Origin of the sequence: Roseitalea porphyridii (assembly GCF_004331955.1) — a bacterium.
Classification (GTDB): Bacteria; Pseudomonadota; Alphaproteobacteria; order Rhizobiales; family Rhizobiaceae; genus Roseitalea; species Roseitalea porphyridii.
The window spans coordinates 2,812,349-2,834,968 of the sequence record NZ_CP036532.1; the positions used below are offsets into that span (position 1 = coordinate 2,812,349).

The following is a 22,620-nucleotide window of genomic DNA, read 5'->3' on the forward strand; positions in this document are numbered from 1 at the left end:
TCACGCCTCGCCGACGGTCTCGAACATGGCATGGTCCAGCGCGTCCCGCGCGGTCACGCCCGACCAGACGACCGACTGGAACGCCTGGAAGTAGCATTCGCAGGTCTCGATCGCGCTCGACAGCATCACCTCGACCTGGGCCTCGGTGGGCTCGGCGCCGCCGGCCAGAATCAGCGAGTGGCGGAACATCACCGCGCCCTCCTGCTCCCAGAAGTCGAAATGGCCGATCAGAAGCTGCTCATTGATCAGCGACAAAAGCCGTGTCAGCTCGCCGATCCGGTTCTTCTGCACCGTCACATCGAACGCGCAGGCGAAATGCAGCGACTCGAAGTCGGGCATCCACGCGTAGGAGATATGGTAGTTGGTCCAGTTGCCGGCGAAGGCGACGGCGATCTCGTCATCGCCGGTGCGCTCGAAATTCCATTCGCGCGCATGCGCCACATGCTCGATCACGTCGACCGGATGGGCCAGCCTGTCATGGTCCAGTTCGAGAAGGGTCATCAACACATCCAGGGTTTGCCGGGCCGATCGCCCGGTCGCTGCGGCCGCTCTGGAGCCGCTGCGAATCACTCAATAATTTCAGTGTATTGATGAGGGGCCCGAGGAAAACCCCCGGCGCGGGCGCCGGCACGATTGAGATGTGGACGGGCCGCGTTGCCCACAGATTCGCGCGCCGGCTAACCGACTCTCGGCAAACGCTTTTCGCCCGGCGCGGACTCGGTTCGTTCCTGTGGAAAAAAGCCTTTGCAAAACCGTCATTTGCGGCCTGGCAGGCGGTTTCCGGGCGGAATTACTTGCCTTCGAGCTTGGCGATCCGCGCCTCCAGGTCGTTGACGCGGGCGGAAAGCGCCTCGGCGGTGGCGTTGGCCTTGAGCGCGGCTTCCTTCATCGCCTCGAATTCCTCGCGCTGAACCAGATCCATCGAAGCGAGGAACTTCTCGGCCTGCGCCTGGAACATGGTCTCCATCTCGCGGCGCATGCCCTGGGCGGCGCCGGCCGCATCGGTCATCAGGCGGGCGAAATCGTCGAAAATCCTGTTGGGGCCTGTTGTCATCGTCGCATCTCCACTATTGGCCTTCTACCTATGGCCGCGCGCCGCGTTGCACAAGACGCGCGGGCCCGGCGCCGAACCGGAAGCCCATCGATGGACACCGCCCTTTTCACCCAGGCCGCCATGGCCTTTCCCGACATCGACCCGGTGCTGATCCAGATCGGTCCGGTCGCCATCCGCTGGTATTCGCTCGGCTACATCGTCGGCATCGTCGCCGGCTGGCTGCTCGCACGGCGCATGGTCGACAATGAGCGCCTGTGGGGCGGCCCCTCGCCGATCAAGCCCGTCGACATCGACGATTTCCTGCTGTGGGCGACGGTCGGCATCATCGTCGGCGGCCGGCTCGGTTTCGTGCTGTTCTACGATCTTGGCGCCTACATCGAAAACCCGCTCGCCATCTTCGAGGTCTGGCGCGGCGGCATGTCGTTCCATGGCGGGCTGATCGGCACCACGGTCGCCATGGTCCTGTTCGCCCGCTCGCGCGGTTTCGATCCCTGGCGCCTGTTCGATGTCATCGCCGCCGTCGCGCCGATCGGCATCGGGCTGGTGCGCGTCGCCAACTTCATCAATGCCGAACTCTACGGCCGGGTCAGCGACGTGCCCTGGGCGATGGTGTTTCCGACCGATCCGACCCAGCTTCCGCGTCATCCGAGCCAGCTCTACGAGGCGTTCCTCGAGGGGCTCGTCCTGTTCATCGTTCTGCGCATCGCCACCCATCGCTGGCTGAAGCTGAAAAGCCCGCGCTTCGTCACCGGCCTGTTCATCGGCGGCTACGGGCTGGCGCGCACCCTCGTCGAGTTCTTCCGCGAGCCCGACCCGCAACTCGGCTTCCTGCTCGGCACCGGCTGGCTGACGATGGGCATGGTGCTGTCGATCCCGATGGTGCTGCTCGGCATCGCGCTGATCTCAACCGCCCGCCCCGCGCCGGCGGCCAGCCCCGAGACCGGGACCGAAGCCGGCCGATGACGACCCCGCTGGGCGCGATCCTCGCCGCGCGCATCGCCGCGACCGGGCCGATGCCCGTCGCCGACTACATGGCCGAATGCCAGCTCCACCCCGAGCACGGCTACTACGCCAGGCGCGAGCCGTTCGGCCCCGGCGGCGATTTCGTCACCGCCCCCGAGATAAGCCAGCTCTTCGGCGAGATCGTCGGCGCGTTCGGGATCAACGCCTGGCGGCAGGCCGGACGCCCCGCCCCGTTCCTGCTCGCCGAGGCCGGCCCCGGACGCGGCACGCTGATGGCGGATATCGTCCGCACGGCCCGGCTCGATCCGGACTTCCGGGCGGCGGCAGAAATCTGCCTGATCGAGGCCAGCGCGCGGCTGCGCGCGGTCCAGAAGACGACGCTCGGCGAGGATGGCCGTGGGGCGGTCTGGCATGACCGGCTCGACGACCTGCCCGCCCAGCCCCTTCTTCTGGTCGCCAACGAGTTCTTCGACGCGCTGCCGGTCCGACAGTTCGTCAGGACCGGACAGGGCTGGCGCGAACGCATGGTCGGGCTCGACGCCGAGGGCGCGCTCGCTTTCGTCGCCGGCCCGGCAACGCTCGGCGCGAACGACCTGCCGCCCGGTCACGCGAGCGCACCCGAAGGCGCCGTCTTCGAGATCGCCCCGGCGCGCGAGGCGGTCGCGGCCACGATCGGCGCGCATCTTTCGGCCCATGGCGGCGTCGCGCTGCTGATCGACTACGGCCATCTGCGCACGGCGGTCGGCGACACGTTGCAGGCCGTGCGCGGTCACGAACAGGCCGATCCGCTCGCCGAACCGGGCCTTGCAGACCTGACGTCCCATGTCGACTTCGAGGCGATCGCCCGCGCCGCGACGGCGGCGGGCGCGACGGCGCTGCCCCCGATGACGCAGGGCGATTTCCTGATCGGCGCAGGCATCCTCGAACGCGCCGGCAGGCTCGGCGCCGGCAAGGGCGAAGCGGTGCAGCGCCAGATCACGGACGCGGTCGAGCGCCTGTGCGGCACCGGCGCGGGGCAGATGGGCGCGCTGTTCAAGGTGCTGTGCCTGACGGGTCCGGGCGCCGGTCCCCTGCCCCCGTTTTCGGCTGGTTGACATGGTCGCCGGCTTCACACACCGTCGCCCCGGCCGAAACGGAACCATCCACGCATGAACGAACACAGGCCACCAGACCTGCAACCGGTCACGGATGTCGACCTGTCGGCATCCGGCGGCGTCCGCCACGGTTTCTTCACCCGCGCCGGCGGCGTCTCCGAAGGGCTCTATGCGGGCCTGAACACGGGTCTGGGGTCCGACGACGATCCGGCCAGCGTCGCCGAGAACCGCCGCCGCATCGCCGGATGGCTCGACGCCGATCCGGGCGCGCTCGGCGGCTGCCACCAAATCCATTCGGCCGACGTCGTCACGATCGACAGGCCGATACCGGCCGGCGAGCGGCCGAAGGCCGACGCGCTGGTCACCGCGACGCCCGGCCTGCCGATCTCCGTTCTGACCGCCGATTGCGCGCCGGTCCTGTTCGCCGATGCGGACGGCGGCGTCATCGGCGCGGCCCATGCCGGCTGGAAGGGCGCCCTCGCCGGCGTGCTCGACAACACGGTCGCGGCGATGGAGGCGCTCGGCGCCGGCCGTGACCGCATCCGCGCCGTCGTCGGCCCGACCATCAGCCAGGCCAGTTACGAGGTCGGGCCGGAGTTCCGCGACCGCTTCCTCGATGCTGATCCGGGCAATGACCGGTTCTTCGCGCCCGGCGACCGGGCCGGCCACCACCGCTTCGACCTCGTCGGCTATTGCCTCGCCCGGCTTTCGGCTGCCGGCGTCATCGCCGCGGCGAGCGGACAGTGCACCTATGCCGACGAGGCGCGGTTCTTTTCCTATCGCCGCGCCACCCATCGCGGCGAACCCGATTATGGCCGGCAGATGTCGGCCATCATGCTTGTCTGAAAACCGATCCGGAGAGCGCCCATGGCCCTTCACTTCGACGCCGAAGAGTTCGACGCGCGCAAGCAGCGCCTGCTCGCCGCCATGGGCGAGGCCAAACTCGACGCCATGCTGCTGTTCGCGCAGGAGAGCATGTACTGGCTGACCGGCTATGACACGTTCGGCTTCTGCTTCTTCCAGTGCATGGTGGTCGAGAAGTCCGGCGACGTGACCCTTCTGACCCGCTCGGCCGACCTGCGCCAGGCGCGCCACACCTCCAACGTCGAGACGATCCTGGTCTGGGAGGATCGCAGCCACGCCAATCCGGCCAAGGATCTGCGCGAACTGCTCGCCGACCGTGATTTGCTCGGCGCGAAGATCGGCGTCGAATATGACAGCGCCGGCCTGAACGCGCGCTACGGGCAACTGCTCGACGAGCAGATGAAGAGCTTCGCCGACACCCACGACGCATCGGCGATCGTACCGCGCCTGCGCTCGGTCAAGAGCGAGGCCGAGATCGCCTTCGTGCGCAAGGCGGCCGAACTGGCCGACGACGCGTTCGACGCGGCGATGAAGAAGGTCAAGGCGGGCGCCGACGAGGCGGTGATCCTCGCCGCGCTGCAGGGCGAGATCCTGGCGCGGGGCGGCGACTATCCGGGCAACGAGTTCATCATCGGTTCGGGCGAGGACGCGCTTCTGTGCCGCTACAAGGCCGGCCGCCGCACCCTCGACCCCAACGACCAGTTGACGCTGGAATGGGCCGGCGCCTGGCGGCGCTATCACGCAGCCCTGATGCGCACGGTCATCGTCGGCAAGCCGACCGAACGCCATGTCGAGATGCACGCCGCCGCCGTCGCCGCGCTGGAGGCGGTCGAAAAGGCGATGCGGCCGGACCACACGTTCGGCGACGTCTTCGAGGCGCATGCCCGCGCGCTCGAGGAGGCCGGGATGACCAAGCACCGGCTCAACGCGTGCGGCTACTCGCTCGGCGCGCACTTCACGCCCTGCTGGATGGACAAGCCGATGTTCTTTGCCGGCAATCCCGAGCCGATCGTGCCCGACATGACGCTGTTCGCCCACATGATCATCATGGACTCCGACAGCGGCACCGCGATGACGCTCGGCCGCACCTACCTGACCACCGACGGCGCGCCCGAGCCGCTGTCGCGGCTTGGCCTTGATTTGCCGGTGGCATAAGGTAAACCGGCTGACGTGACCGGGTGTGGGGCCATGCGACACAGACCATTGCGTGATCGGCGCGGACCGGGAGCCGCGCGAGCTGGCCTGACGGGTCTGGCCCTTGTCGCCGCGCTGGCGCTCGGCGCCTGCCAGACCCCGGGCAACGACCAGGCTTCGGTGGAAGGCGCGCTCGACGTCGCCTCGGCGCCCGGCGCGGCCGAGGCGGTCGACATCAACGCGGCAGGCGAACCGGTGGTCGAGCCGAACGTCGCCGCCGGCGCGACCGCGGCCACACCGCAGGCCTTCGCCGCCAACGCGCCGCGCGTTCACTTCGCTCCGGTCGTCGGCGCGCCCGTCGAGAAGGTCTCGGCGCTGTCGCAACGGCTTTCGACCGCCGCGCCGCAAAGCAACATCCGGCTCGAACCGTCCGCCTCCGGCGGCGCCGAGCACGAGATCCGCGGCTATTTCTCCGCGCTCAGCGAGAACGGCAGCACCACCGTCATCCATGTCTGGGACGTGTTCACCCCGTCCGGCCAGCGCGTACACCGCATCCAGGGCCAGGAGCGGGTGCCCGGTGCGAGCGGCGATCCGTGGGCGGCGGTCCCCGCCTCGGTGATGCAGACGATCGCCGACCGCATGCTTGCCGACTACCTTGCCTGGCGTGGCCGCTCCGCCTGATCGGCCCCGCCGCGCGTCCGTCGCAAATCGGTCGTGTGAAACTTCGGTGACGCCTTGCAATAGACCCCATGGCCGGTAAAAGGCGGGCCAGATGACAGGGCGAGCGCGGGACGGCCGATGAAACTCTTTGCTGGCAACTCGAACCGGCAGCTTGCCGCATCGGTCGCGAAATATCTGGGCATGAGCGTCGGCCGCGCCAATGTGCGCCGCTTCGCCGACGACGAGATCTTCGTCGAACTGCAGGAGAACGTGCGCGGCGAGGACGTGTTCGTGCTGCAGTCGACCTCGCGGCCGGCCAACGATCATCTGATGGAGATGCTCATCATGATCGACGCGTTCCGGCGCTCGTCGGCCCGGCGCATCACCGCCGTGCTGCCCTATTTCGGCTATGCGCGGCAGGACCGGCGGGCGCAGGGCCGCACACCGATCTCGGCCAAGCTCGTCGCCAACCTGATCACGGAGGCCGGCGCCAACCGGGTGCTCACGCTCGACCTGCATGCCGGCCAGATCCAGGGCTTCTTCGACATTCCGACCGACAACCTCTACGCCGTTCCGGTGATGGCGCGCGACATCCGCGCCCGCCACAAGGACGTGTCGTCGATCATGGTCGTTTCGCCGGACGTCGGCGGCGTCGTGCGTGCCCGTGCGCTGGCCAAGCGGCTCGACGACACCATGCTGGCGATCGTCGACAAGCGCCGCGAACGGCCCGGCGAATCCGAGGTCATGAACGTGATCGGCGACGTCTCGGGCAAGGACTGCTTCCTGATCGACGACATCGTCGATTCGGGCGGCACGCTGGTCAACGCGGCCGAGGCGATCCTCGCCAAGGGCGCCAATTCGGTGACCGCCTACATCACCCACGGCGTTCTTTCGGGCAGCGCGGTCGCCCGCATCGAGGGTTCGGCGCTGACCGAACTGGTGATCACCGATTCCATCCAGCCCACCGCCGAAGTCAACGCGGCCTCGAAGATCCGCGTGCTGTCGATCACCGACCTGATCGGCGAGGCGATCGCCCGCACCGCGCACGAGCAGTCGGTCTCGAGCCTGTTCGACTGAACAGCCAACGCCGACGAACGGCCCCGCTTCTGCCTGCGCCGGGAACGATCGGCGCGCACGCGCGTACCATCGGCGGTTCAAGACCCGAACCCTGCGCGAAAACGCCTCGGTCAATTTGTCCGACCTGACAGCGACGCGATCGTGCCCATGTCAGGGGCGTCCGCGCACAAACCACAGGAGCAAGGCGCATGAGCACCATCATCAAACGCCGCACCGTCCTCGCCGGCATGGCGGGAACCGCGGCCCTGACCACGTTCGGCCCCTCCTTCGCCCAGGATGGCGAAGGCACGGTGCACGAAGTGGGCATGTATACGCGCGATCCCGAGAACCCGCGCAACCTGCAGGTCTATATCCCCGCCCTGCTCGCCATCCAGCCCGGCGACACGGTGCGCTGGCTTCCGGAGAACCCCGGCCACAACACCGAGTCGATCCCCGAGATGATCCCCGAGGGGGCCGAGAACTGGAAGGGCGACATCAACCGCGAATTCGAGAAGACCTTCACCATTCCGGGCGTCTACGGCTACAAGTGCACGCCGCACTACGCCGCCGGCATGGTCGGCCTGATCATCGTTCAGGGCGAAGGCGTTACCGACAATCTCGAAGCCGCACGGTCGGTCGAGCACCGTGGCCGGCTGGCCCCGCAGCGCTTCGAGGAAATGTTCGCCCGCGCCGAGGAGGAGGGCCTGCTGACGACGGGCTGACGCTTCGGGCCCCTCGTTTCAGACCATCGTGATGAGAGCACCGGCGGCCGCCGCCGCGCCGAGCACCGCAAAAAGGCCCAGGCCGAAGCGGATCAGCGCGACGGCGGCCGCAATGCCGATCAGTGCGGCGGCCCAGTCGATGTTCCCCCACTGCGCATCGGGCAGGAAGAACGGCCCGAAACGCGCATAGTCGAACGCACCGAACAGAACGTTCAGACCGAACCAGACGGCAAGGTTGGCGATCACGCCGACGACCGCGGCCGTGATCGCGGCGAGCGAGGCGGCCAGCCAGCGCACATGGCGCAGCGCTTCAACGTAAGGCGCGCCGGCGAAAATCCACAGATAGCAGGGCACGAAGGTGAAGAAGGCGGCGATCAGCCCGCCGACCAACCCGCCGACGAGCGGCTCCATGCCGGAAAGATTGGCCCCGCCCAGAAAGCCGACAAAGACGAGCACGAGCACGAGCGGACCGAGCGTCGTCTCGGCGAGACCCAGCCCCTTGAGCATCTCGTCGGGCTGAAGCCAGCCATAGAGCTCGACCGCCTGCTGGCCGACATAGGCGAGCACCGCGTAGGCGCCGCCGAAGGTGACGACCGCCGTCTGCGAGAAGAACAGCGCCGCGTCGGCGAACACGTTGCCGCGCCCGAGCACGACAACGAGCGCAACGAGCGGCACCAGCCAGATCGCCAGCCAGACCGCCGCCGTGCGCGCCACGGCCCGATGGTCCTGCGCCCGCACCGAACCGCTTGCCGGCCCACCCTCGTCGGCGCCCTTGGCGGACGGCAGCCATTGCGGCGCGCGAAGATGGAGGACGGCGCCGGTCAGCGCGGCCAGCGCGATGATCAGCGGAAACGGCAGCCGCAGCAACGCGATGCCGACGAACGCGAGAGCCGCGATGACGATCATCGCCACCGATCCCAGCGCCCGGCCCGACACCTTGACAAGCGCCTGCACGACGACGGCGAGGACGGCCGCCTTGAGCCCGTACAAAAGCCCCGCAATGACCGGCAGATCGCCGGCGACGACATAGATCGCCGACAGCGCCAGCATCATGACGAGCCCCGGCGTGATGAACAGCGCCCCGGCGATCAGCCCGCCGCGCACGCCATGCATCAGCCAGCCCGCATAGGTGGCAAGCTGCATCGCCTCGGGACCGGGCAGCAGCATGCAGAAATTGAGCGCATGCAGGAACTGGCGCTCGGTCAGCCAGCCCTTCTCCTCGACCAGAATGCGGTGCATCACCGCGATCTGCGCGGCCGGTCCGCCGAACGACAACAGCCCGATCCGGCCGAAGGCGCGGGTCGCCTCGGCCTGCGGCACGTCGAGCGTTGAACGGGGGGTTGGAATGTCTGTCATCGCGGGTCCGGCGCGGTCGCTGTGCCGGGCTTGTGTGACAAACAGATGTCAGCGGTCAATCACCACGTGTCGCCGAACCAGCCACCGAGCGAGACCGCAGGGCCGGCTTGACCCGCCCCCGATTGTGACCTATAAGTTACAAATGATCGAGGTGCGCCAGACGCGCGAGTTCGCCCGATGGCTGCACACACTTAGGGATCGCCGCGCGCGGGAGAAGATCGCCATCCGTCTGGCCCGGATCGAGGCCACCGGCAATCTCGGCGACTACAAGCGGATCGACGAGATCGCCGAACTGCGCATCGCCTACGGACCGGGCTACAGGCTGTATTTCACGTTTCGGGGCGATGTCCTGATCATCCTGCTGTGCGGCGGCGACAAGAAGAGCCAGCAGCGCGACATACGCCGCGCAAGACAGATCGCGGAAGAACTGGACCTGTAGGGAGATCGTACCGATGACGAAGACGGAGCCGTTCGACGCTGCCCGCTATCTGGAAAGCGAGGAAGGCCAGCGTGACCTGATCGCCGATGCGCTGGAAAGCGGCGATCCGGCATATCTCAAGCACGCGCTCAACATCGTGGCCCGGGCGCGCGGAATGACCGCCGTCGCCCGGGACGCCGGCGTCGCCCGGGAAGCCCTTTACCGGGCACTGAGCGAGAACGGCGATCCCCGCCTGTCCACGCTGATGGGCGTCTTCAAGGCGCTCGACGTGCAACTGACGGCCCGCACGGCCGATCATGTCGCGGGCGCGCGCACTTCCGATTGAGGGGCAGGCGGAAGGGCTCGGTCACCACGCGATCGGCTTGCCGTCGCGGAAGAAGCCGCCGGTCGGCCCGTCGTCGGGCAGCGTCGCCGCCCAGACGATGCCCCGCGCCCCGTCCGGAATCGGCCGGCCGCCGCCGCCCATGTCGGTCGCCGTCCAGCCCGGACAGACCGCGTTCACCAGGATCCCCTCGCCCCTGAACTCGCTCGCCATCATGCGCGTCAGCGCGTTCAGCCCGATCTTCGACAGCGAATAGGCCGGCGTCGTGCCGGTCATCGACGACCATGCACCCGATTCCGAGGAGACGTTGACGATGCGCGGATGATCGGACCGGCGCAGGAGTTCCAGCACCGCCACGCTGATCCGCCACGGGCCGACCGTGTTGATCGTCAGCGCCTCCTCGACGACATCGAAATCGGGCGCGCCGACGCGCTGGTGCGTGTCGTAGTGGACCGCCGCATTGTTGATCAGCACATCGAGCCCGCCGGCGACCTGCCAGACGGCCTGCGCGGCTTCGGCGATCGAGGCGGGCGAAGCCATGTCGAGCGCGATGAAGTCGGCCTTCACGCCGGCCCCGCGCAGGATCGCCTCGGCCCGCCGGCCCGCCTCGCCGTTGCGCACGCCGGCGAGCACGTGAAAGCCCTTCTCGCCGAGCTGGTGGGCGGTCTCCAGCCCAAGGCCCCGGTTCGCTCCGGTGATCAGTGCGGTCGGCATGGTTCCCTCCAGAATTCGCGCAGCCCCGACATGGCCAGTTGGTAACGTGCCTGCGGCGCCCGGTCGCAGCACCTTGGCCACGGGGATGACGCATCCGCAACAGGAACCTCGCCATGACCCGTAACCACCTGCTTGCCGGCGCGATCACCGCCGCTTGCACCCCTTGAGCTTTTGCTCTATGGCACCGCCACCCGCGCGGACACCCTTGGAGGCAGCGCGGCGGGCCGCCAAGCGGCCGGTGTGGTTGCACACCCGCTTCCCATATGCCCTCGAAAGGACAAAGCCATGAGCGAAGGCTACGTGCTCACGGCCGAGGCGCGCGACCGGGTCGGTAAGGGGTCCGCCCGGGCCATTCGGCGCCAAGGCGACATCCCCGCCGTGATCTACGGCGACAACAAGCCCCCCATGATCATCACCCTGCCGCGCAAGGACGTCTGGCTGAAGATCCAGCAGGGCGGCTTCCTGACCACGGTCGGCGAGATCGAGGTCGGCGGCAAGAAGCACAAGGTGCTGGCCAAGGACTACCAGCTCGAGCCGGTCAAGGATTTCGTGCTGCACGTCGATTTCCTGCGCATCTCGGCCAAGACGATCGTGACCGTCAACATCCCGGTCCACTTCGTCAACGAAGAGGACGCGCCCGGCATCGTCGAAGGCGGCGTGCTGAACGTGGTCCGCCACGAGGTCGAGGTGAACTGCCCGGCCGACGCGATCCCCGAATATTTCACCGTCGATCTCAGCGGCGCCCAGCTCGGCGATGCGCTGAAGATCTCCTCGGTCGCCCTGCCCGAAGGCGTCGAGGTGACGATCACCGACCGCGACTTCACGCTGGCCACGATCGCCTCGCCCGCCGGCCTGAAATCGGACGAGGAAGAGGCAGAGGCCGAAGTGGCGCCCGACGAGGTCGAGGCCACCGAGCAGAAGGGTGACGCCGAAGGGGAAGGCGAAGGCGAGGAAGAAGGCGGCGAGGAATAACGCGCCGCCGGGGACGGAGACGCACCGATGCACATCATCGCAGGTCTCGGCAATCCCGGTCCACGCCATGCCGGCAACCGGCACAATATCGGCTTCATGGCGGCGGACGCGATCGTCCGCCGCCATTTTTCGTTCGGCCCCTGGCAGACCAAATGGAACGCCGAGATCGCCGAGGGCCGCATCGGCTCCGAAAAGGTGCTGGTGATCAAGCCGCAGACCTTCATGAACCTGTCCGGCCAGGCGGTCGGCGAGGCGATGCGTTTCTACAAGCTCGGCCCCGAGGACCTGACCGTCCTTTACGACGAACTCGACCTTCAGCCCGGCAAGGTGCGCGTCAAGCGCGGCGGCGGCACGGGCGGGCACAACGGCATCAAGTCGCTCGATGCCCATGTCGGCAAGGACTATCGCCGCGTGCGCCTTGGCATCGGCCATCCGGGCGACAAGGCGCGGGTGCAGCCACACGTGCTCGGCGATTTCGCAAAGGCCGATGCCGACTGGCTCGACCCGCTGCTCGACGCGGTGGGTGACAACATCGCCATGCTGGTCGCGGGCGATGAATCGGGCTTCATGAACAAGCTGGCGCTGGCCGTCGGCGACAGGGCCAAGGGCGCGCCGGGCGCCCCCGCCGGCAAGGGCAAACCAGCCGCCGAGGCGACGAACAAGCCGCAGACCAAGCCGCAAGCCAAACCCCAGAGCCACATCCGCCAGGCCCGGCAATCGGCGCCCGACGCCAAACCGACCGGCCCGATGGCGGAGATGCTGAAGCGGTTGTTGGGGAAGTAGGCGGCAATCGGTCTTCGGTTTTGGCTGGTCTCCCATCGCCGGCCTATGCCGCCCCACGATCGGGCTTGCGGCCGTCAGCCTGGACCGGCGGACGCTGCAGCAGGTCTTCGATGAACAGCGAGACGAACTGGCCGCGATTAGACACGCGGGCCTTGCCGTAGACGCTGGCAAGCTGCGCCCGCACGGTTCCCTCGGCCGCACCGCGCACGGTCGCGATCTCCGGTATGTCGAGGCCCTTGAGCGTCAGCAGCGCCACGTCGGTCTCCGCGGGCGTCAGACGCCAGTCGCGAAACTGCGCCTCGATGAATTCGAAGAAAGCCCCGGACGCCGCCATGATACCGGTTTCGGCGTAGCGCAACTGCTGCAGCATGCGGCGCATCTGCACGGCGCCGAACATCGTTCCAACCACCAATGCCACGGCCACGAGCGCCTCGAGCCCCGAATGTGCGGTCAGACCGCCCCATTGCAGGTCGCGCGAGACGTCGGCCATGAAGAAGACGGCCGCCAACGCCTGTGTCGCGAGGACGGCCGCGAGTATCCTGACCTGCCAGCGCTTCGCTCCGACCCGTTGAAAGGTCACCTTGCGATACCTCGCATCACGATCTGCGGCCCGTGATCATCGCCGTTATCAGGTTCTGGCCGGACAGGCGCGACTCCGCGAATGCTCCGATTACATGCAGGGCCGCCAGCAACAATAGCAGATTTGCCGCCGCCTCGTGCACCTCTTCGATCGCCTCCCCGGCCTCGCTCTCGCCTCCTCGCTCATGTTCGACCTGCTCGTAGCGCTCCTGATGCGTTTCCTGCGGAAAGGGATCGCTTTGCATGAGGGCGCCCGTCGTCGCCACGACCAGGAGCGTCGCCCACAGGGCATAGACCATGAGCGCGCCGAGAGGATTGTGAGACCGGTACCGGCTGTGCCTGCCGGCGATCATGGAACGCAAGTGTGCGAGGGCACCTCGGAGGTTCGGCGGAAACGCGCTGAAGCGCGCGCTCTCGGTGCCGATGAAACCCCACAACAGCCGTAGCAGGAGAAGCGCGAGTGCGCCGTAGCCGATCCAGATGTGCACAATGTCGCCGTCGCGGAGAAGGACGCCATTGACCAGCACGGCCAGTGCGATGCCCCAGTGGGTCAGCCGGACGAGCGGGTCCCAGACCCGCACACCGGCCGAATCGCGCGTCAGGTCGCTCATCAACCCTCGGCCTCCACGCTGAGGACTTCGCCGGTTCCGGGATGCACCTTGATCTCCCACAGGCGACCATCCTTCTTGGCGTAGACCTCGATTTTCCGCCTTTCGCGCTCGAAGGTCATGATCTCGTAGCCCTGGTCGGCCAGCATCGCGCGAACCTGTTCCTCGCTTGCGCCGGGCAGCGGCGACGGCCCGCGGCGCGTTGTGCTTTCCACGCGCGTGATCTTGCCAGTCGCGGGATCGATATGGACCTCGTGACGGACATCGCCCTTGACCGCGTAGACTTCGATCATGCCGGCGTTCCTGTCGTAGCGGGTGATTTCGAAGCCGCTTTCGGAGAGTTCGCCCGAAATGGCGGCAAGCCCCGTTCCCAACTGGGTGCCGGGGACCAGATCGAGCGCATAGGCCGACCCGGACACGAGGGCGGCGGAAAGGGCGAGATACACAGCTTTGTTCTTCATGACAGTCTCCTCGATTGACCAGCGGGCGCATTCAGCCGCGCTGCTGGCCCAAAGATGCGACTGCAGATCGTGGGACCGCCATAGGCCGTGGGCTTATGAGGCGCATTTAAGCGTCCGCTTATGGGCCATGATCGTGCCGGCAGCTTTCGGCATTCGCTCACAGCCGGTCGGCCGGAGGACGACTCCCCTCTCCCCGTCATCCTCGGCGTTCCGGCGGGCAAACGACCCTGGTTGATCGTCTGCTGCCCCGCCTCCAGACCCGGGGATCCATTCCGCGCAGCGGCGATGCGCTTTCTCCGTCATTGCCGGCGGCGCAGCCGAACCCGGAATCCGGAGCCCGGGACGCGACGATCGCGCGACTGGATTCCGGATCATGCTGCGCATGTCCCGAATGACGGCCGTGGGGCGGCCGGCGCCTGCGACTGGCACCCCAACGCGGGCGGCCACCCTCCCCTCCGTCATCCTCGGGCTTGACCCGAGGATCCATTCCGTTCCGTCGAAGGGGCGTGCCCGGGCCTGAAGAAAGGGGCTACGACCGCGCCTGCAATTGCGAGTTCAACGCGAGCGGAGAGGCCTCTGGAATGGATCCTTGGGTCAAGCCCAAGGATGACGGAGTGGGAGCGCCGACCAGGAGCTCATCCCCACCCTCGCCCCTACATCGTCCCCCTGGCAATTGGTTTGCTTGCTGCACCCAATTGGCGAACTGCGCCCCGTCCTCGCCCCTCCCCCGTCATCCTCGGCGTTCCGGCGGGGACAAGGATGACGGCGGACGGACCGCCGCCGAAAAACTTATCCCCCAACCCTTCCCCTCCCCCATACTCCTGCCACCGCGCCCTTCGGAACGTCGGATGGCCACCACCTTGCGGCGGGCGCGGCGGTGGACCGGTTGGACGCGGCAGCGGTGCCGTGTCCGGGTGCTGAACCCCCAAGCCGGTGCGGAATGAAGGTGTGGAGCGTGTTTCCGGTCCGGTTCCGGCGATGGCCCGTCGGCGCTTCGTGGATCAGGGACCGACCCCGGGCGGCCGAGATTCGGTGCGGCGGTCATGCCGTGCGGCAGATGAAGGTGCCACAACGCCTGGGGACAGCGGCCTGCGGGCCGGCGCCCGCATGGCGATCACCGCAAGCCCGCCGGACGGGCGGTTTGGCGACCGCAACATACATGACTACGGATCGCGGCTCTCCAGACCGCCCGTTGTTCTGACTTCCTGCTCGCTCACGCCAGTCCCGCTGGCGCGGGACGGCAGCGCGTGCGCGCCGAAAAGTCGGCGACGCGCGGTTGCGCTTGCGGCCTTCGGCGACGAAGCGCGGTGCCGAGAACGCGCGCCCGCTTGCCTCATCCTGAGGTGCGAGCGCCAATCCCCTTGCCCTTCGAGGCTCGCTGTGCTCGCACCTCAGGATGAGGGGGATTGGCCGCGAGCCTCGAAGGGCGGGGCAAGCGGTTGGACCGTTGGTGCGGTCGTTACAGGGAGGCGCGATGCCATACCCCGTACGCCGTCATCCTTGGGTCAAGCCCAAGGATGACGGCGGTGTATTCCCCTCCCCCTTGACCCTTCGGCCCGCTTCCACGAAATAGCGGCGCACACACCAAAGGACGTTTCCATGGGCTTCAAATGCGGGATCGTCGGCCTGCCCAATGTCGGCAAGTCGACGCTGTTCAACGCGCTCACGCGGACCGCCGCCGCGCAGGCGGCCAACTACCCGTTCTGCACCATCGAGCCCAACACGGGCGAGGTCGCGGTGCCCGACCCGCGCCTCGACAAGATCGCCGCCATCGCCAGGTCGAAGGAAGTGGTGCCCACGCGGATTTCCTTTGTCGACATTGCCGGGCTGGTGCGCGGCGCCTCCAAGGGCGAAGGGCTCGGCAACCAGTTCCTCGCCAACATCCGCGAGGTCGACGCGATCGTCCACGTGCTGCGCTGCTTCGACGATGACGACGTCACCCATGTCGAGGGCCGCGTCGATCCGGTCGCCGATGCCGAGACGGTCGAGACCGAACTGATGCTGGCCGATCTCGACAGCCTCGAGCGGCGCATCGTGCAGGTGCGCAAGCGCGCCACCGGCAAGGACAAGGAGGCGACCACCATCCTGCCGGTGATGGAGCGGGCGCTGGCGCTGCTGCAGGAGTCCAAGCCCGTGCGGCTGATGCTCGAGGGCATCGCCGCCGAGGATCTCGCGATCCTGAAGAGCCTGAACCTTCTGACCTCCAAGCCGGTGCTCTATGTCTGCAACGTCGCAGAAGACGAGGCGGCGACCGGCAACGCCCATTCGCAGGCGGTCGAAACGGTGGCCGCCGAACAGGGCGCCTCGACCATCGTGATATCGGCGGCGATCGAGGCGGAGATCGCCCAGCTCGACGGGGCCGAGGCGGCCGAGTTCCTCGACACGCTCGGGCTCGAGGAACCCGGCCTCGACCGGCTGATCCGCGCCGGTTACGAGTTGCTCGACCTGATCACCTTCTTCACCGCCGGGCCCAAGGAAAGCCGCGCCTGGACGGTGAAGAAGGGCGCCAGGGCCCCGCAGGCGGCCGGCGAGATCCACACCGATTTCGAAAAGGGCTTCATCCGCGCCCAGACCATCGCGTTCGACGATTATGTCGGGCTCGGCGGCGAGACGGCGGCCAAGGAAGCCGGCAAGGCCCGTGACGAGGGCAAGGAGTATGTCGTCCGCGACGGCGACGTGATGCTGTTCAAGTTCAATGTTTGAGCGCGCCATCACGGCACCGTGACTGGCCGGCGCGGCAGCAGCCGCTACGCTTTTCCGGCCATGATGACCCAGACCCATTTTCTGGTCGCGGCCGCGCTCCTTTGCCGGCCCGAGCGCCCCGCCCGCCAGAACGCGGCGGTGCTGGCCGGCGCGTTCGCGCCCGACGCGGCCATCTACGCGCTGTTCGTCTGGTCGAAGATCGCCGGCATTCCCGAACGGCTTCTGTGGGACGAGGTCTATTTCGCCGAGCCGATGACGACCTTCACGGCGATCGGCAATTCGGCGCCGCTCTACGCGCTGGTCGCCATCTTCGGCATCGCGCTCGTCCGGCCGGCCTCGGTCGAACTGGCCGGCCCGCACGGGGCGACGCCCGCCGGCTTCGGCCGGTTCCTGGCGCCCGGCCACACCAATGTCGCGCTCTTGTTCGCGCTCGCCGCGCTGACCCATCTGGCCGGCGACCTGCCGGTGCATGTCGGCGACGCGCACCCGCATTTCTGGCCGCTGACCGACTGGCGCTTCGTCTCGCCGGTCAGCTACTGGGACCCGCGCCATTTCGGCACGCAGTTCTCGCTGCTCGAGGCGGCGCTCGGCGTGCTGCTGTCCATCATCGTCTTCCGCCGCTTCCGCGCGCTTTGGGTGCGGGCGCTGACCGCGCTGCTGCTGGTCGCCTATGTGGCGGTGCCGGCCTATTTCATCGTCGTGCTCGGCGGCGCGTGAGGTCAGGTGGCCTTGTTGCCGCGCGTGTCGATGCCCAGGAGCGAATAGAGCGCGCAGCGCGACATCAGCCCGGTCGCGAGCAGCACCACGCCGACCAGCGCGACGAGCCAGCCCCAGGCGCCCATTTCGATCACGAAGAACAGCGCCAGAAGGACGATACCGGTGACGATGCGGATCATTCGGTCGGTGCTGCCGACATTGACGTTGAACATGGTCCATCTCCCATGGTTGCGAAGGATGGCCTATATTGACGAACGTGAATGGACGCGCCTTGCGGCAGATCAAACCGCCGAGGAATTGCGCGGCCCGATGCGCACGATGCCCGACGAGATCGCCAGCCCGGCAAGGATCAGCGCCCCGCCCGCGAAGATCGGCCAGCCGGGCCGTTCGCCCAGGAACACGATGCTCGCCACCACCGAAACCGCCGGCATCAGCATGATGAACGGCGTCACCTGGCTGACCGGGTTGCGCCGCATCAGGTCGAACCAGATGACGTAGGCAAGCGCGAAGGCAACCAGCGCGATGAAGGCAAGGCCCGCCCAGGCGGCCGGCGATGCGGTGGTCAGCGCGGTCCACTGACCGGTTTCGAAGATGAGCGTGAACACCACCAGTTGCGCCGCCCCGTGCAGCGCGACGCGCTTCAGAAGCACCGCGCCGTCGTCGCGGCCGAGCTTTGCGATCAGCACCTGGCCGAGCCCCCAGACCGCGCCGCCGACGATCATCAGCGCCACGTAGAACGGCGCCGGACGCTCGGCCGGCAACCCGGCGATGATGACGACGCCGACCAGCGCGACGACAAAGGCGCCGAGCTTGGCCGGCGCGAACGGTTCGGTGCGCAGCGCCCACGCCCACAGCACCGAAAGCGGGACCTGGAACTGGGCGATGATCACGCCCGTCGACGCCTCAAGACCCGACAGGGCCGAGAAGATCAGCGCCGCCTGCCCGGAGACCGCAAACAGCGCAATCAGCGCACCGGACAGGTGCGAGGTCACCGGCCGCCGCCGCTCGAAGGCGATCAGCGCCAGCGCCGTGACCGCGAAGCTGATCGCCATGATCAGGATCGGCGGGAACTGCTCCATCGTCGGCTTGAGCACGGTGAAGCCCAGCCCCCACATGGAGACCACGAAGGCGGCGAGCGCGATGTCGCGCGGTCCCATGGCGGCTCAGTCGCCCTCGAACTCGATCAGCGTGCGCACCGGCACGCCGAGCGCCTCGATCTTCCGGCGGCCGCCGAGATCGGGCAGGTCGATGACGAAGCAGGACGCGACCACCTCGGCGCCCATCTGCTGCAGGAGCTTGACCGCGCCCTCGGCCGTGCCGCCGGTGGCGATCAGATCGTCGACGAGGATCACCTTCTCGCCGGCCTTCACCGCGTCCTTGTGCATCTCCATCTCGTCGACGCCATATTCGAGACTGTAGGCGATGCGAACGGTCTCGTGCGGCAGCTTGCCCTTCTTGCGGATCGGCACGAAGCCGGCCGAAAGCTGGTGCGACATCGCTCCGCCCAGGATGAAGCCGCGCGCCTCGACGCCGGCGATCTTGTCGATCTTGGTGCCCGCATAGGGGTGGACGAGTTCGTCGATCGCCCGACGGAACGCCGAGGCGTTGCCGAGCAGCGTGGTGATGTCGCGGAAGACGATTCCGGGCTTGGGATAGTCCGGTATCGAGCGGATGGCCGCTTCAAGCGTTTCGGTCAGCGTCATCGGCATCGCCCCCGGCAGAACACAAACGCGCCCTTGATAGACAGGCGCCGGGCAAACGGCAAAGGAAAAGGGCGTGCGTTGACGCCACCCCCGCCCCACCCTACTCTCGCCGCGTTCTGGAGGCGATTGCGATGATGATCGAAATTCGCGACGACGTGATCTGGTTCAATCAGCTTGAGAGCGAACCTGCGCTCCTGCGTCGACTTTCGGCGCTCGAGGAGGACGAACAGATCACGCTCAGGGTCGATGACATCGAAGGGCGTTGGGCTCGCATGAAGACCGGCAAGGATGGTCGACCCACGCACGGCATCAAGCCGGTCGGAGCCATGGCGATCGTCTGGAGGAGGCTGCAGGCGCGGCGCGGCGAGGCCGTGCGCATCGAATGGCCGGACGCGGCGGGCGACGGCTATCTGGAGATGCTCGACGAAACGCTGGACGAATGGCGGTCGGCCGAGGACGAAGCGGCGTTCGGTGACCTTCGACCGCTTTGACGTCGCGCTTACGCGGTTCCCGTTCACGGAAAAGCGCGGGCAGAAGGTCCGCCCCGTCGCCGTCCTGAGCGACCGGACCTTTCACGAAGCGCACAATCATCTGATCGGCGCGATGATCACCACGGCCGCCAACACGCGGTGGCCCAGCGACGTTGCCATCGTCAGCTACCGCGAAGCTGGACTGCGGACGCCGTGCGTCGTCCGGCTCAAGCTTTTCACGCTGCAACTCGATCTCGTCCACGGCCGCCTGGGTTCTCTGGCCGACCCCGATCGCCAACCGATCCGTCGCGCGGTCGAGCGCGCCATCTGTCCGAAATGAAGAAGGGCGCCCGCTCGGGACGCCCTTCGTGATCGTCGGATCGACAAATCGGGTCAGTGCTCGACGCGCGACCAGACCTGCTTCTTGGACAAATACAGGAGCGCGGCGAAGATCAGCAGGAACACCATCACGCGGAAGCCGAGCTGCTTGCGCTCCTCGAGATGCGGTTCGGCCGTCCACATCAGGAACGCCGAAACGTCCTTGGCCATGTTGGAGACCGTCGCCTCGGTGCCGTCGTCGAATTCGTGCATGTCAGGGAACAGCGGCGGCGCCATCGCCAGCGCCACGCCGCTGGCGAAATAGGGGTTGTACCACAGGCCCTCGGGCACGTTGACGTCCTCGGGCACCTCGTCCTTGTAGCCGGTCAGCAGCGAATAGATGTAGTCCGGCCCGTTCTCGGTATACATGCGGAACGGGTCGAGCACGAAGGCGGGGAAGCCGCGGATGGGCGCCCTCGCCTTGGCGATCAGCGAAAGGTCCGGCGGATAGGCACCGGCATTGGCCGCCCGCGCCGCTTCCTCGTTCGGGAACGGCGATGGGAAGGCGTCGGCGGCGGTGGCCGGCCGGAAGAACATGTCGCCGAACTCGTCCGGACCGTCCTCGACCTCGTACTGCGAGGCGAGCGCCTCGATCTGCTCGGGCGAGTAGCCAAGGTCCGCCAGGTTGCGGAAGTTCACCCGGCTGAGCGCGTGGCATGCCGAGCAGTTCTCGGTGTAGATCTTCAGACCGCGCTGAAGCTGGGCCTGATCGAACGTGCCGAACGGGCCGGCGAAGGTCCAGCTCTGCTCGCGCGGCTTGTTCTTGGGATATTCGGCCGCGAACGCGCCTCCTGCCATGACGGTCATGGCGACGGCGGCGACAGCGAGCCTTGCAATCATCTGTTTCATTGCCTTGTCCTTGTCCCTTGCTGCCGGCCGTCAGGCCCTGTCGTCCGGGGCCGCGGTGGCCGCGCCGACCTGCGGCGCGCCCGAACCCTTGGACGAGCGGTCCAGAACCGCCTCGGTGATCGAATTGGGCGTGCGCCTTGGCTTCTCGATCAGCCCCAGAAGCGGCATGACGATCAGGAAGAAGGCGAAGTAGAACGCCGTACCGAACTGGGCGAGCGCGACATAGACCCCTTCGGCGGGCTGCGAACCGAGCCAGCCAAGGAAGATCGCGTTGATCACGAACAGCCAGAAGAACAGCTTGTACCAGGGCCGGTAGACCGCCGAGCGCACCTTGGACGTATCCAGCCAAGGCACGACGAACAGGATCGCCACGGCGCCGAACATCGCGATCACGCCGCCGAGCTTGGAGGTGATCGGACCGATGTCGAAGGTGATGGCGCGCAGGATCGCGTAGAACGGCAGGAAGTACCATTCGGGCACGATGTGCGCGGGCGTCACCATCGGGTCGGCCGGGATGTAGTTGTCCGCGTGGCCCAGGAAGTTGGGCATGTAGAAGACGAAGTAGGCATAGAGCGCCAGGAACACGACCAGCGCGAACGCATCCTTGATCGTCGCATAGGGCGTGAACGGGACGGTGTCGGTCTTCGACTTCACCTCGATGCCGGTCGGATTGGTCTGGCCGGTCACGTGCAGCGCCCAAACGTGCAGGATGACGACACCGGCGATCATGAACGGCAGCAGGTAGTGCAGCGAGAAGAACCGGTTCAGCGTCGGATCGCCGACCGCGTATCCACCCAGCAGAAGCTGCTGGATCGGCTCGCCGACCACCGGGAAGGCGGTGAAGAAGCCGGTGATCACCGTGGCGCCCCAGAAGGACATCTGGCCCCAGGGCAGCACGTAGCCCATGAAGGCGGTCGCCATCATCAAGAGATAGATGATGCAGCCCAGGATCCACAGGAGCTCGCGCGGCGCCTTGTAGGAGCCGTAGTAGAGCCCGCGGAAGATGTGCAGATACACCGCCAGGAAGAAGAAGTGCGCGCCGTTCTGGTGCATGTAGCGCAGCAGCCAGCCCGAATTGACGTCGCGCATGATGTGCTCGACGCTGTCGAACGCCTCGTCGGCGCTCGGCACATAGTGCATGGCGAGCACCACGCCGGTAAGGATCTGGATGACCAGGAAGATCGAGAGGATGCCGCCGAACGTGTAGGCGTAGTTGAGGTTGCGCGGCACCGGGTAGGCGACGAAACTGTCGTACATGAGTCGCGGCAGCGGCATGCGCGCGTCGACCCATTTGCCGACGCCGGTCGTCGGTGTGTAAGTGCCGTGATGTTCAAGCTTGCTCATCGAATGAACTCCTAGGCCTGGTCGGTTCCGACCACCAGCGTGGTGGCGTCGGCGAACACATAGGGCGGCAGCGGCAGGTTGATCGGCGCGGGGCCGCGCAGGATGCGGCCGGTCATGTCGAACACCGAGCCGTGGCACGGGCAGAACCAGCCTTCCGGCGCGTTGTCGACCGTGTTGGGCACGCAGCCCAGATGGGTGCAGGTGGCCGAGACGATCACCCATTCGGGGTTGGCCGACTCTTCGGCGGCCGCGATGCGCCCGTCGACCGGCGCATAGTCCTTCATGTCGCCCTCGGTCAGTTCGGACGCGGAGGCGATCTCTTCCTCGGTCAGGTGCCGCACGAAGTAGGGGTTCGAACGCCACGTCACGATGATCGTGCCGCCCGGCTCGATCGCGCTCAGATCGACATCGATCGGCAGGCCGGCCGCGCGCACGTCCGCATCGGGGCGCATCTGGTCGATGAACGGCCACAGCGCCGCGGCGGCGCCGACCGCGCCGACCATGCCCGTCGCAACATAGATGAAGTCACGGCGGGTCGGCATTTCGCCGTCCTGCCCCTGGCCCGTTTCGTTGTGGGTCGCGTCTGTCACGAGACGTCCTTTCCTGGCCAATAAATTCGGTGTCTAAAAGTCAGGATTTGCGCGCTTTTCCGCCGCAATTCGGCGAGGTAACTAT

General features: G+C 67.3%; 28 protein-coding genes. 15 read left to right on the plus strand and 13 right to left on the minus strand.

Features of this window, described 5'->3' with window-relative positions; translation table 11 throughout:
• Both E0E05_RS13680 and E0E05_RS13685 read right to left on the minus strand, forming a co-directional pair.
• Nucleotides 1-501: a type III secretion system chaperone family protein gene (locus E0E05_RS13680; RefSeq protein ID WP_131617222.1), complete on the minus strand. Its 501-nt coding sequence runs from the start codon at nucleotides 499-501 to the stop codon at nucleotides 1-3.
• A 289-nt stretch (nucleotides 502-790) separates the two neighbouring features.
• The gene (locus tag E0E05_RS13685; protein WP_131617223.1) at nucleotides 791-1,054 is read right to left on the minus strand and encodes an accessory factor UbiK family protein; all 264 of its coding nucleotides are present in this window, start codon (nucleotides 1,052-1,054) and stop codon (nucleotides 791-793) included.
• Nucleotides 1,055-1,144: 90 nt separating this feature from the next.
• On the opposite strand from E0E05_RS13685, the gene lgt reads away from it, so the two are divergent.
• The 7 genes from lgt (at nucleotide 1,145) to E0E05_RS13720 (ending at nucleotide 7,547) form a co-directional block, all read left to right on the plus strand.
• Entirely contained in the window at nucleotides 1,145-2,017 is an 873-nt protein-coding gene (lgt, locus tag E0E05_RS13690) for a prolipoprotein diacylglyceryl transferase (RefSeq protein ID WP_131617224.1), read from the plus strand.
• The gene (locus tag E0E05_RS13695) at nucleotides 2,014-3,111 is read left to right on the plus strand and encodes a class I SAM-dependent methyltransferase (RefSeq protein ID WP_131617225.1); all 1,098 of its coding nucleotides are present in this window, start codon (nucleotides 2,014-2,016) and stop codon (nucleotides 3,109-3,111) included. The genes lgt and E0E05_RS13695 overlap by 4 nt, the downstream gene beginning before the upstream one ends.
• Before the next feature lie 54 nt (nucleotides 3,112-3,165).
• Nucleotides 3,166-3,957 (plus strand): peptidoglycan editing factor PgeF, encoded by a 792-nt coding sequence (gene pgeF, locus E0E05_RS13700; RefSeq protein WP_131617226.1) that lies wholly within the window; start codon nucleotides 3,166-3,168, stop codon nucleotides 3,955-3,957.
• A gap of 21 nt (nucleotides 3,958-3,978) precedes the next feature.
• Nucleotides 3,979-5,130: a M24 family metallopeptidase gene (locus tag E0E05_RS13705; RefSeq protein ID WP_131617227.1), complete on the plus strand. Its 1,152-nt coding sequence runs from the start codon at nucleotides 3,979-3,981 to the stop codon at nucleotides 5,128-5,130.
• Between the two features lie 33 nt (nucleotides 5,131-5,163).
• The gene (locus E0E05_RS13710) at nucleotides 5,164-5,790 is read left to right on the plus strand and encodes a hypothetical protein (RefSeq protein ID WP_131617228.1); all 627 of its coding nucleotides are present in this window, start codon (nucleotides 5,164-5,166) and stop codon (nucleotides 5,788-5,790) included.
• 117 nt (nucleotides 5,791-5,907) lie between these two features.
• The gene (locus tag E0E05_RS13715) at nucleotides 5,908-6,846 is read left to right on the plus strand and encodes a ribose-phosphate pyrophosphokinase (protein WP_131617229.1); all 939 of its coding nucleotides are present in this window, start codon (nucleotides 5,908-5,910) and stop codon (nucleotides 6,844-6,846) included.
• 188 nt (nucleotides 6,847-7,034) lie between these two features.
• Nucleotides 7,035-7,547 (plus strand): pseudoazurin, encoded by a 513-nt coding sequence (locus tag E0E05_RS13720; protein WP_131617230.1) that lies wholly within the window; start codon nucleotides 7,035-7,037, stop codon nucleotides 7,545-7,547.
• 18 nt (nucleotides 7,548-7,565) lie between these two features.
• On the opposite strand, the gene chrA is transcribed toward E0E05_RS13720, so the two are convergent.
• Nucleotides 7,566-8,903, minus strand: a complete 1,338-nt coding sequence (gene chrA / locus E0E05_RS13725; protein ID WP_131617231.1) for a chromate efflux transporter — start codon at nucleotides 8,901-8,903, stop codon at nucleotides 7,566-7,568.
• Nucleotides 8,904-9,045: 142 nt separating this feature from the next.
• Here chrA and E0E05_RS13730 point away from each other — a divergent pair, with 142 nt between their 5' ends.
• Together E0E05_RS13730 and E0E05_RS13735 are read left to right on the plus strand one after the other, a co-directional pair.
• Nucleotides 9,046-9,342, plus strand: a complete 297-nt coding sequence (locus E0E05_RS13730) for a type II toxin-antitoxin system RelE/ParE family toxin (RefSeq protein ID WP_131617232.1) — start codon at nucleotides 9,046-9,048, stop codon at nucleotides 9,340-9,342.
• Nucleotides 9,343-9,355: 13 nt separating this feature from the next.
• Entirely contained in the window at nucleotides 9,356-9,667 is a 312-nt protein-coding gene (locus E0E05_RS13735; protein WP_131617233.1) for an addiction module antidote protein, read from the plus strand.
• Between the two features lie 21 nt (nucleotides 9,668-9,688).
• Here E0E05_RS13735 and E0E05_RS13740 read toward each other — a convergent pair whose 3' ends face one another.
• Nucleotides 9,689-10,378: an SDR family NAD(P)-dependent oxidoreductase gene (locus tag E0E05_RS13740; RefSeq protein WP_131617234.1), complete on the minus strand. Its 690-nt coding sequence runs from the start codon at nucleotides 10,376-10,378 to the stop codon at nucleotides 9,689-9,691.
• 285 nt (nucleotides 10,379-10,663) lie between these two features.
• On the opposite strand from E0E05_RS13740, the gene E0E05_RS13745 reads away from it, so the two are divergent.
• Nucleotides 10,664-11,350 (plus strand): 50S ribosomal protein L25/general stress protein Ctc, encoded by a 687-nt coding sequence (locus tag E0E05_RS13745; RefSeq protein WP_131617235.1) that lies wholly within the window; start codon nucleotides 10,664-10,666, stop codon nucleotides 11,348-11,350.
• A 27-nt stretch (nucleotides 11,351-11,377) separates the two neighbouring features.
• The gene (gene pth / locus E0E05_RS13750) at nucleotides 11,378-12,133 is read left to right on the plus strand and encodes an aminoacyl-tRNA hydrolase (RefSeq protein WP_131617236.1); all 756 of its coding nucleotides are present in this window, start codon (nucleotides 11,378-11,380) and stop codon (nucleotides 12,131-12,133) included.
• Nucleotides 12,134-12,176: 43 nt separating this feature from the next.
• Here the strand turns inward: pth and E0E05_RS13755 are convergent, their stop codons facing one another.
• Genes E0E05_RS13755 through E0E05_RS13765 form a run of 3 tightly spaced genes read right to left on the minus strand, consistent with a single transcriptional unit; the run spans nucleotide 12,177 to nucleotide 13,781 of the window.
• Nucleotides 12,177-12,713, minus strand: coding sequence for a helix-turn-helix transcriptional regulator (locus tag E0E05_RS13755; protein WP_210215716.1), 537 nt, complete (start codon nucleotides 12,711-12,713; stop codon nucleotides 12,177-12,179).
• Nucleotides 12,714-12,729: 16 nt separating this feature from the next.
• Nucleotides 12,730-13,323, minus strand: coding sequence for a cytochrome b/b6 domain-containing protein (locus tag E0E05_RS13760; protein WP_131617237.1), 594 nt, complete (start codon nucleotides 13,321-13,323; stop codon nucleotides 12,730-12,732).
• Nucleotides 13,323-13,781: a PepSY domain-containing protein gene (locus tag E0E05_RS13765; RefSeq protein ID WP_131617238.1), complete on the minus strand. Its 459-nt coding sequence runs from the start codon at nucleotides 13,779-13,781 to the stop codon at nucleotides 13,323-13,325. The genes E0E05_RS13760 and E0E05_RS13765 overlap by 1 nt, the downstream gene beginning before the upstream one ends.
• A 1,599-nt stretch (nucleotides 13,782-15,380) precedes the next feature.
• Here E0E05_RS13765 and ychF point away from each other — a divergent pair.
• Nucleotides 15,381-16,484 (plus strand): redox-regulated ATPase YchF, encoded by a 1,104-nt coding sequence (gene ychF, locus E0E05_RS13770; RefSeq protein ID WP_131617239.1) that lies wholly within the window; start codon nucleotides 15,381-15,383, stop codon nucleotides 16,482-16,484.
• 60 nt (nucleotides 16,485-16,544) lie between these two features.
• A complete protein-coding gene (locus E0E05_RS13775) occupies nucleotides 16,545-17,201 on the plus strand; it encodes a hypothetical protein (protein WP_131617240.1) in 657 nt (218 codons plus the stop codon).
• Between the two features lie 2 nt (nucleotides 17,202-17,203).
• On the opposite strand, the gene E0E05_RS13780 is transcribed toward E0E05_RS13775, so the two are convergent.
• The 3 genes from E0E05_RS13780 to E0E05_RS13790 all read right to left on the minus strand — a co-directional run bounded on the left by E0E05_RS13780 (nucleotide 17,204) and on the right by E0E05_RS13790 (nucleotide 18,910).
• The gene (locus tag E0E05_RS13780) at nucleotides 17,204-17,413 is read right to left on the minus strand and encodes a YgaP family membrane protein (protein ID WP_131617241.1); all 210 of its coding nucleotides are present in this window, start codon (nucleotides 17,411-17,413) and stop codon (nucleotides 17,204-17,206) included.
• Between the two features lie 69 nt (nucleotides 17,414-17,482).
• Nucleotides 17,483-18,358, minus strand: a complete 876-nt coding sequence (locus E0E05_RS13785) for a DMT family transporter (protein ID WP_131617242.1) — start codon at nucleotides 18,356-18,358, stop codon at nucleotides 17,483-17,485.
• A gap of 6 nt (nucleotides 18,359-18,364) precedes the next feature.
• Nucleotides 18,365-18,910, minus strand: coding sequence for an adenine phosphoribosyltransferase (locus tag E0E05_RS13790; protein ID WP_131617243.1), 546 nt, complete (start codon nucleotides 18,908-18,910; stop codon nucleotides 18,365-18,367).
• Between the two features lie 125 nt (nucleotides 18,911-19,035).
• On the opposite strand from E0E05_RS13790, the gene E0E05_RS17395 reads away from it, so the two are divergent.
• Together E0E05_RS17395 and E0E05_RS17400 are read left to right on the plus strand one after the other, a co-directional pair.
• On the plus strand, nucleotides 19,036-19,395 hold the full coding sequence (locus tag E0E05_RS17395) for a hypothetical protein (RefSeq protein ID WP_158629376.1): 360 nt from the start codon (nucleotides 19,036-19,038) through the stop codon (nucleotides 19,393-19,395).
• On the plus strand, nucleotides 19,376-19,714 hold the full coding sequence (locus E0E05_RS17400) for a type II toxin-antitoxin system PemK/MazF family toxin (protein ID WP_158629377.1): 339 nt from the start codon (nucleotides 19,376-19,378) through the stop codon (nucleotides 19,712-19,714). The genes E0E05_RS17395 and E0E05_RS17400 overlap by 20 nt, the downstream gene beginning before the upstream one ends.
• 53 nt (nucleotides 19,715-19,767) lie before the next feature.
• Here E0E05_RS17400 and E0E05_RS13800 read toward each other — a convergent pair whose 3' ends face one another.
• Genes E0E05_RS13800 through petA form a run of 3 tightly spaced genes read right to left on the minus strand, consistent with a single transcriptional unit; the run spans nucleotide 19,768 to nucleotide 22,535 of the window.
• Nucleotides 19,768-20,601, minus strand: coding sequence for a cytochrome c1 (locus E0E05_RS13800; RefSeq protein ID WP_131617245.1), 834 nt, complete (start codon nucleotides 20,599-20,601; stop codon nucleotides 19,768-19,770).
• 30 nt (nucleotides 20,602-20,631) lie between these two features.
• Nucleotides 20,632-21,945 carry a cytochrome b gene (locus tag E0E05_RS13805; protein WP_131617246.1) on the minus strand — a complete coding sequence of 438 codons (1,314 nt, stop codon included), beginning with the start codon at nucleotides 21,943-21,945 and terminating at the stop codon, nucleotides 20,632-20,634.
• An 11-nt stretch (nucleotides 21,946-21,956) separates the two neighbouring features.
• Nucleotides 21,957-22,535 carry a ubiquinol-cytochrome c reductase iron-sulfur subunit gene (petA, locus tag E0E05_RS13810; RefSeq protein ID WP_428977580.1) on the minus strand — a complete coding sequence of 193 codons (579 nt, stop codon included), beginning with the start codon at nucleotides 22,533-22,535 and terminating at the stop codon, nucleotides 21,957-21,959.
• Nucleotides 22,536-22,620: the final 85 nt, after the last annotated feature.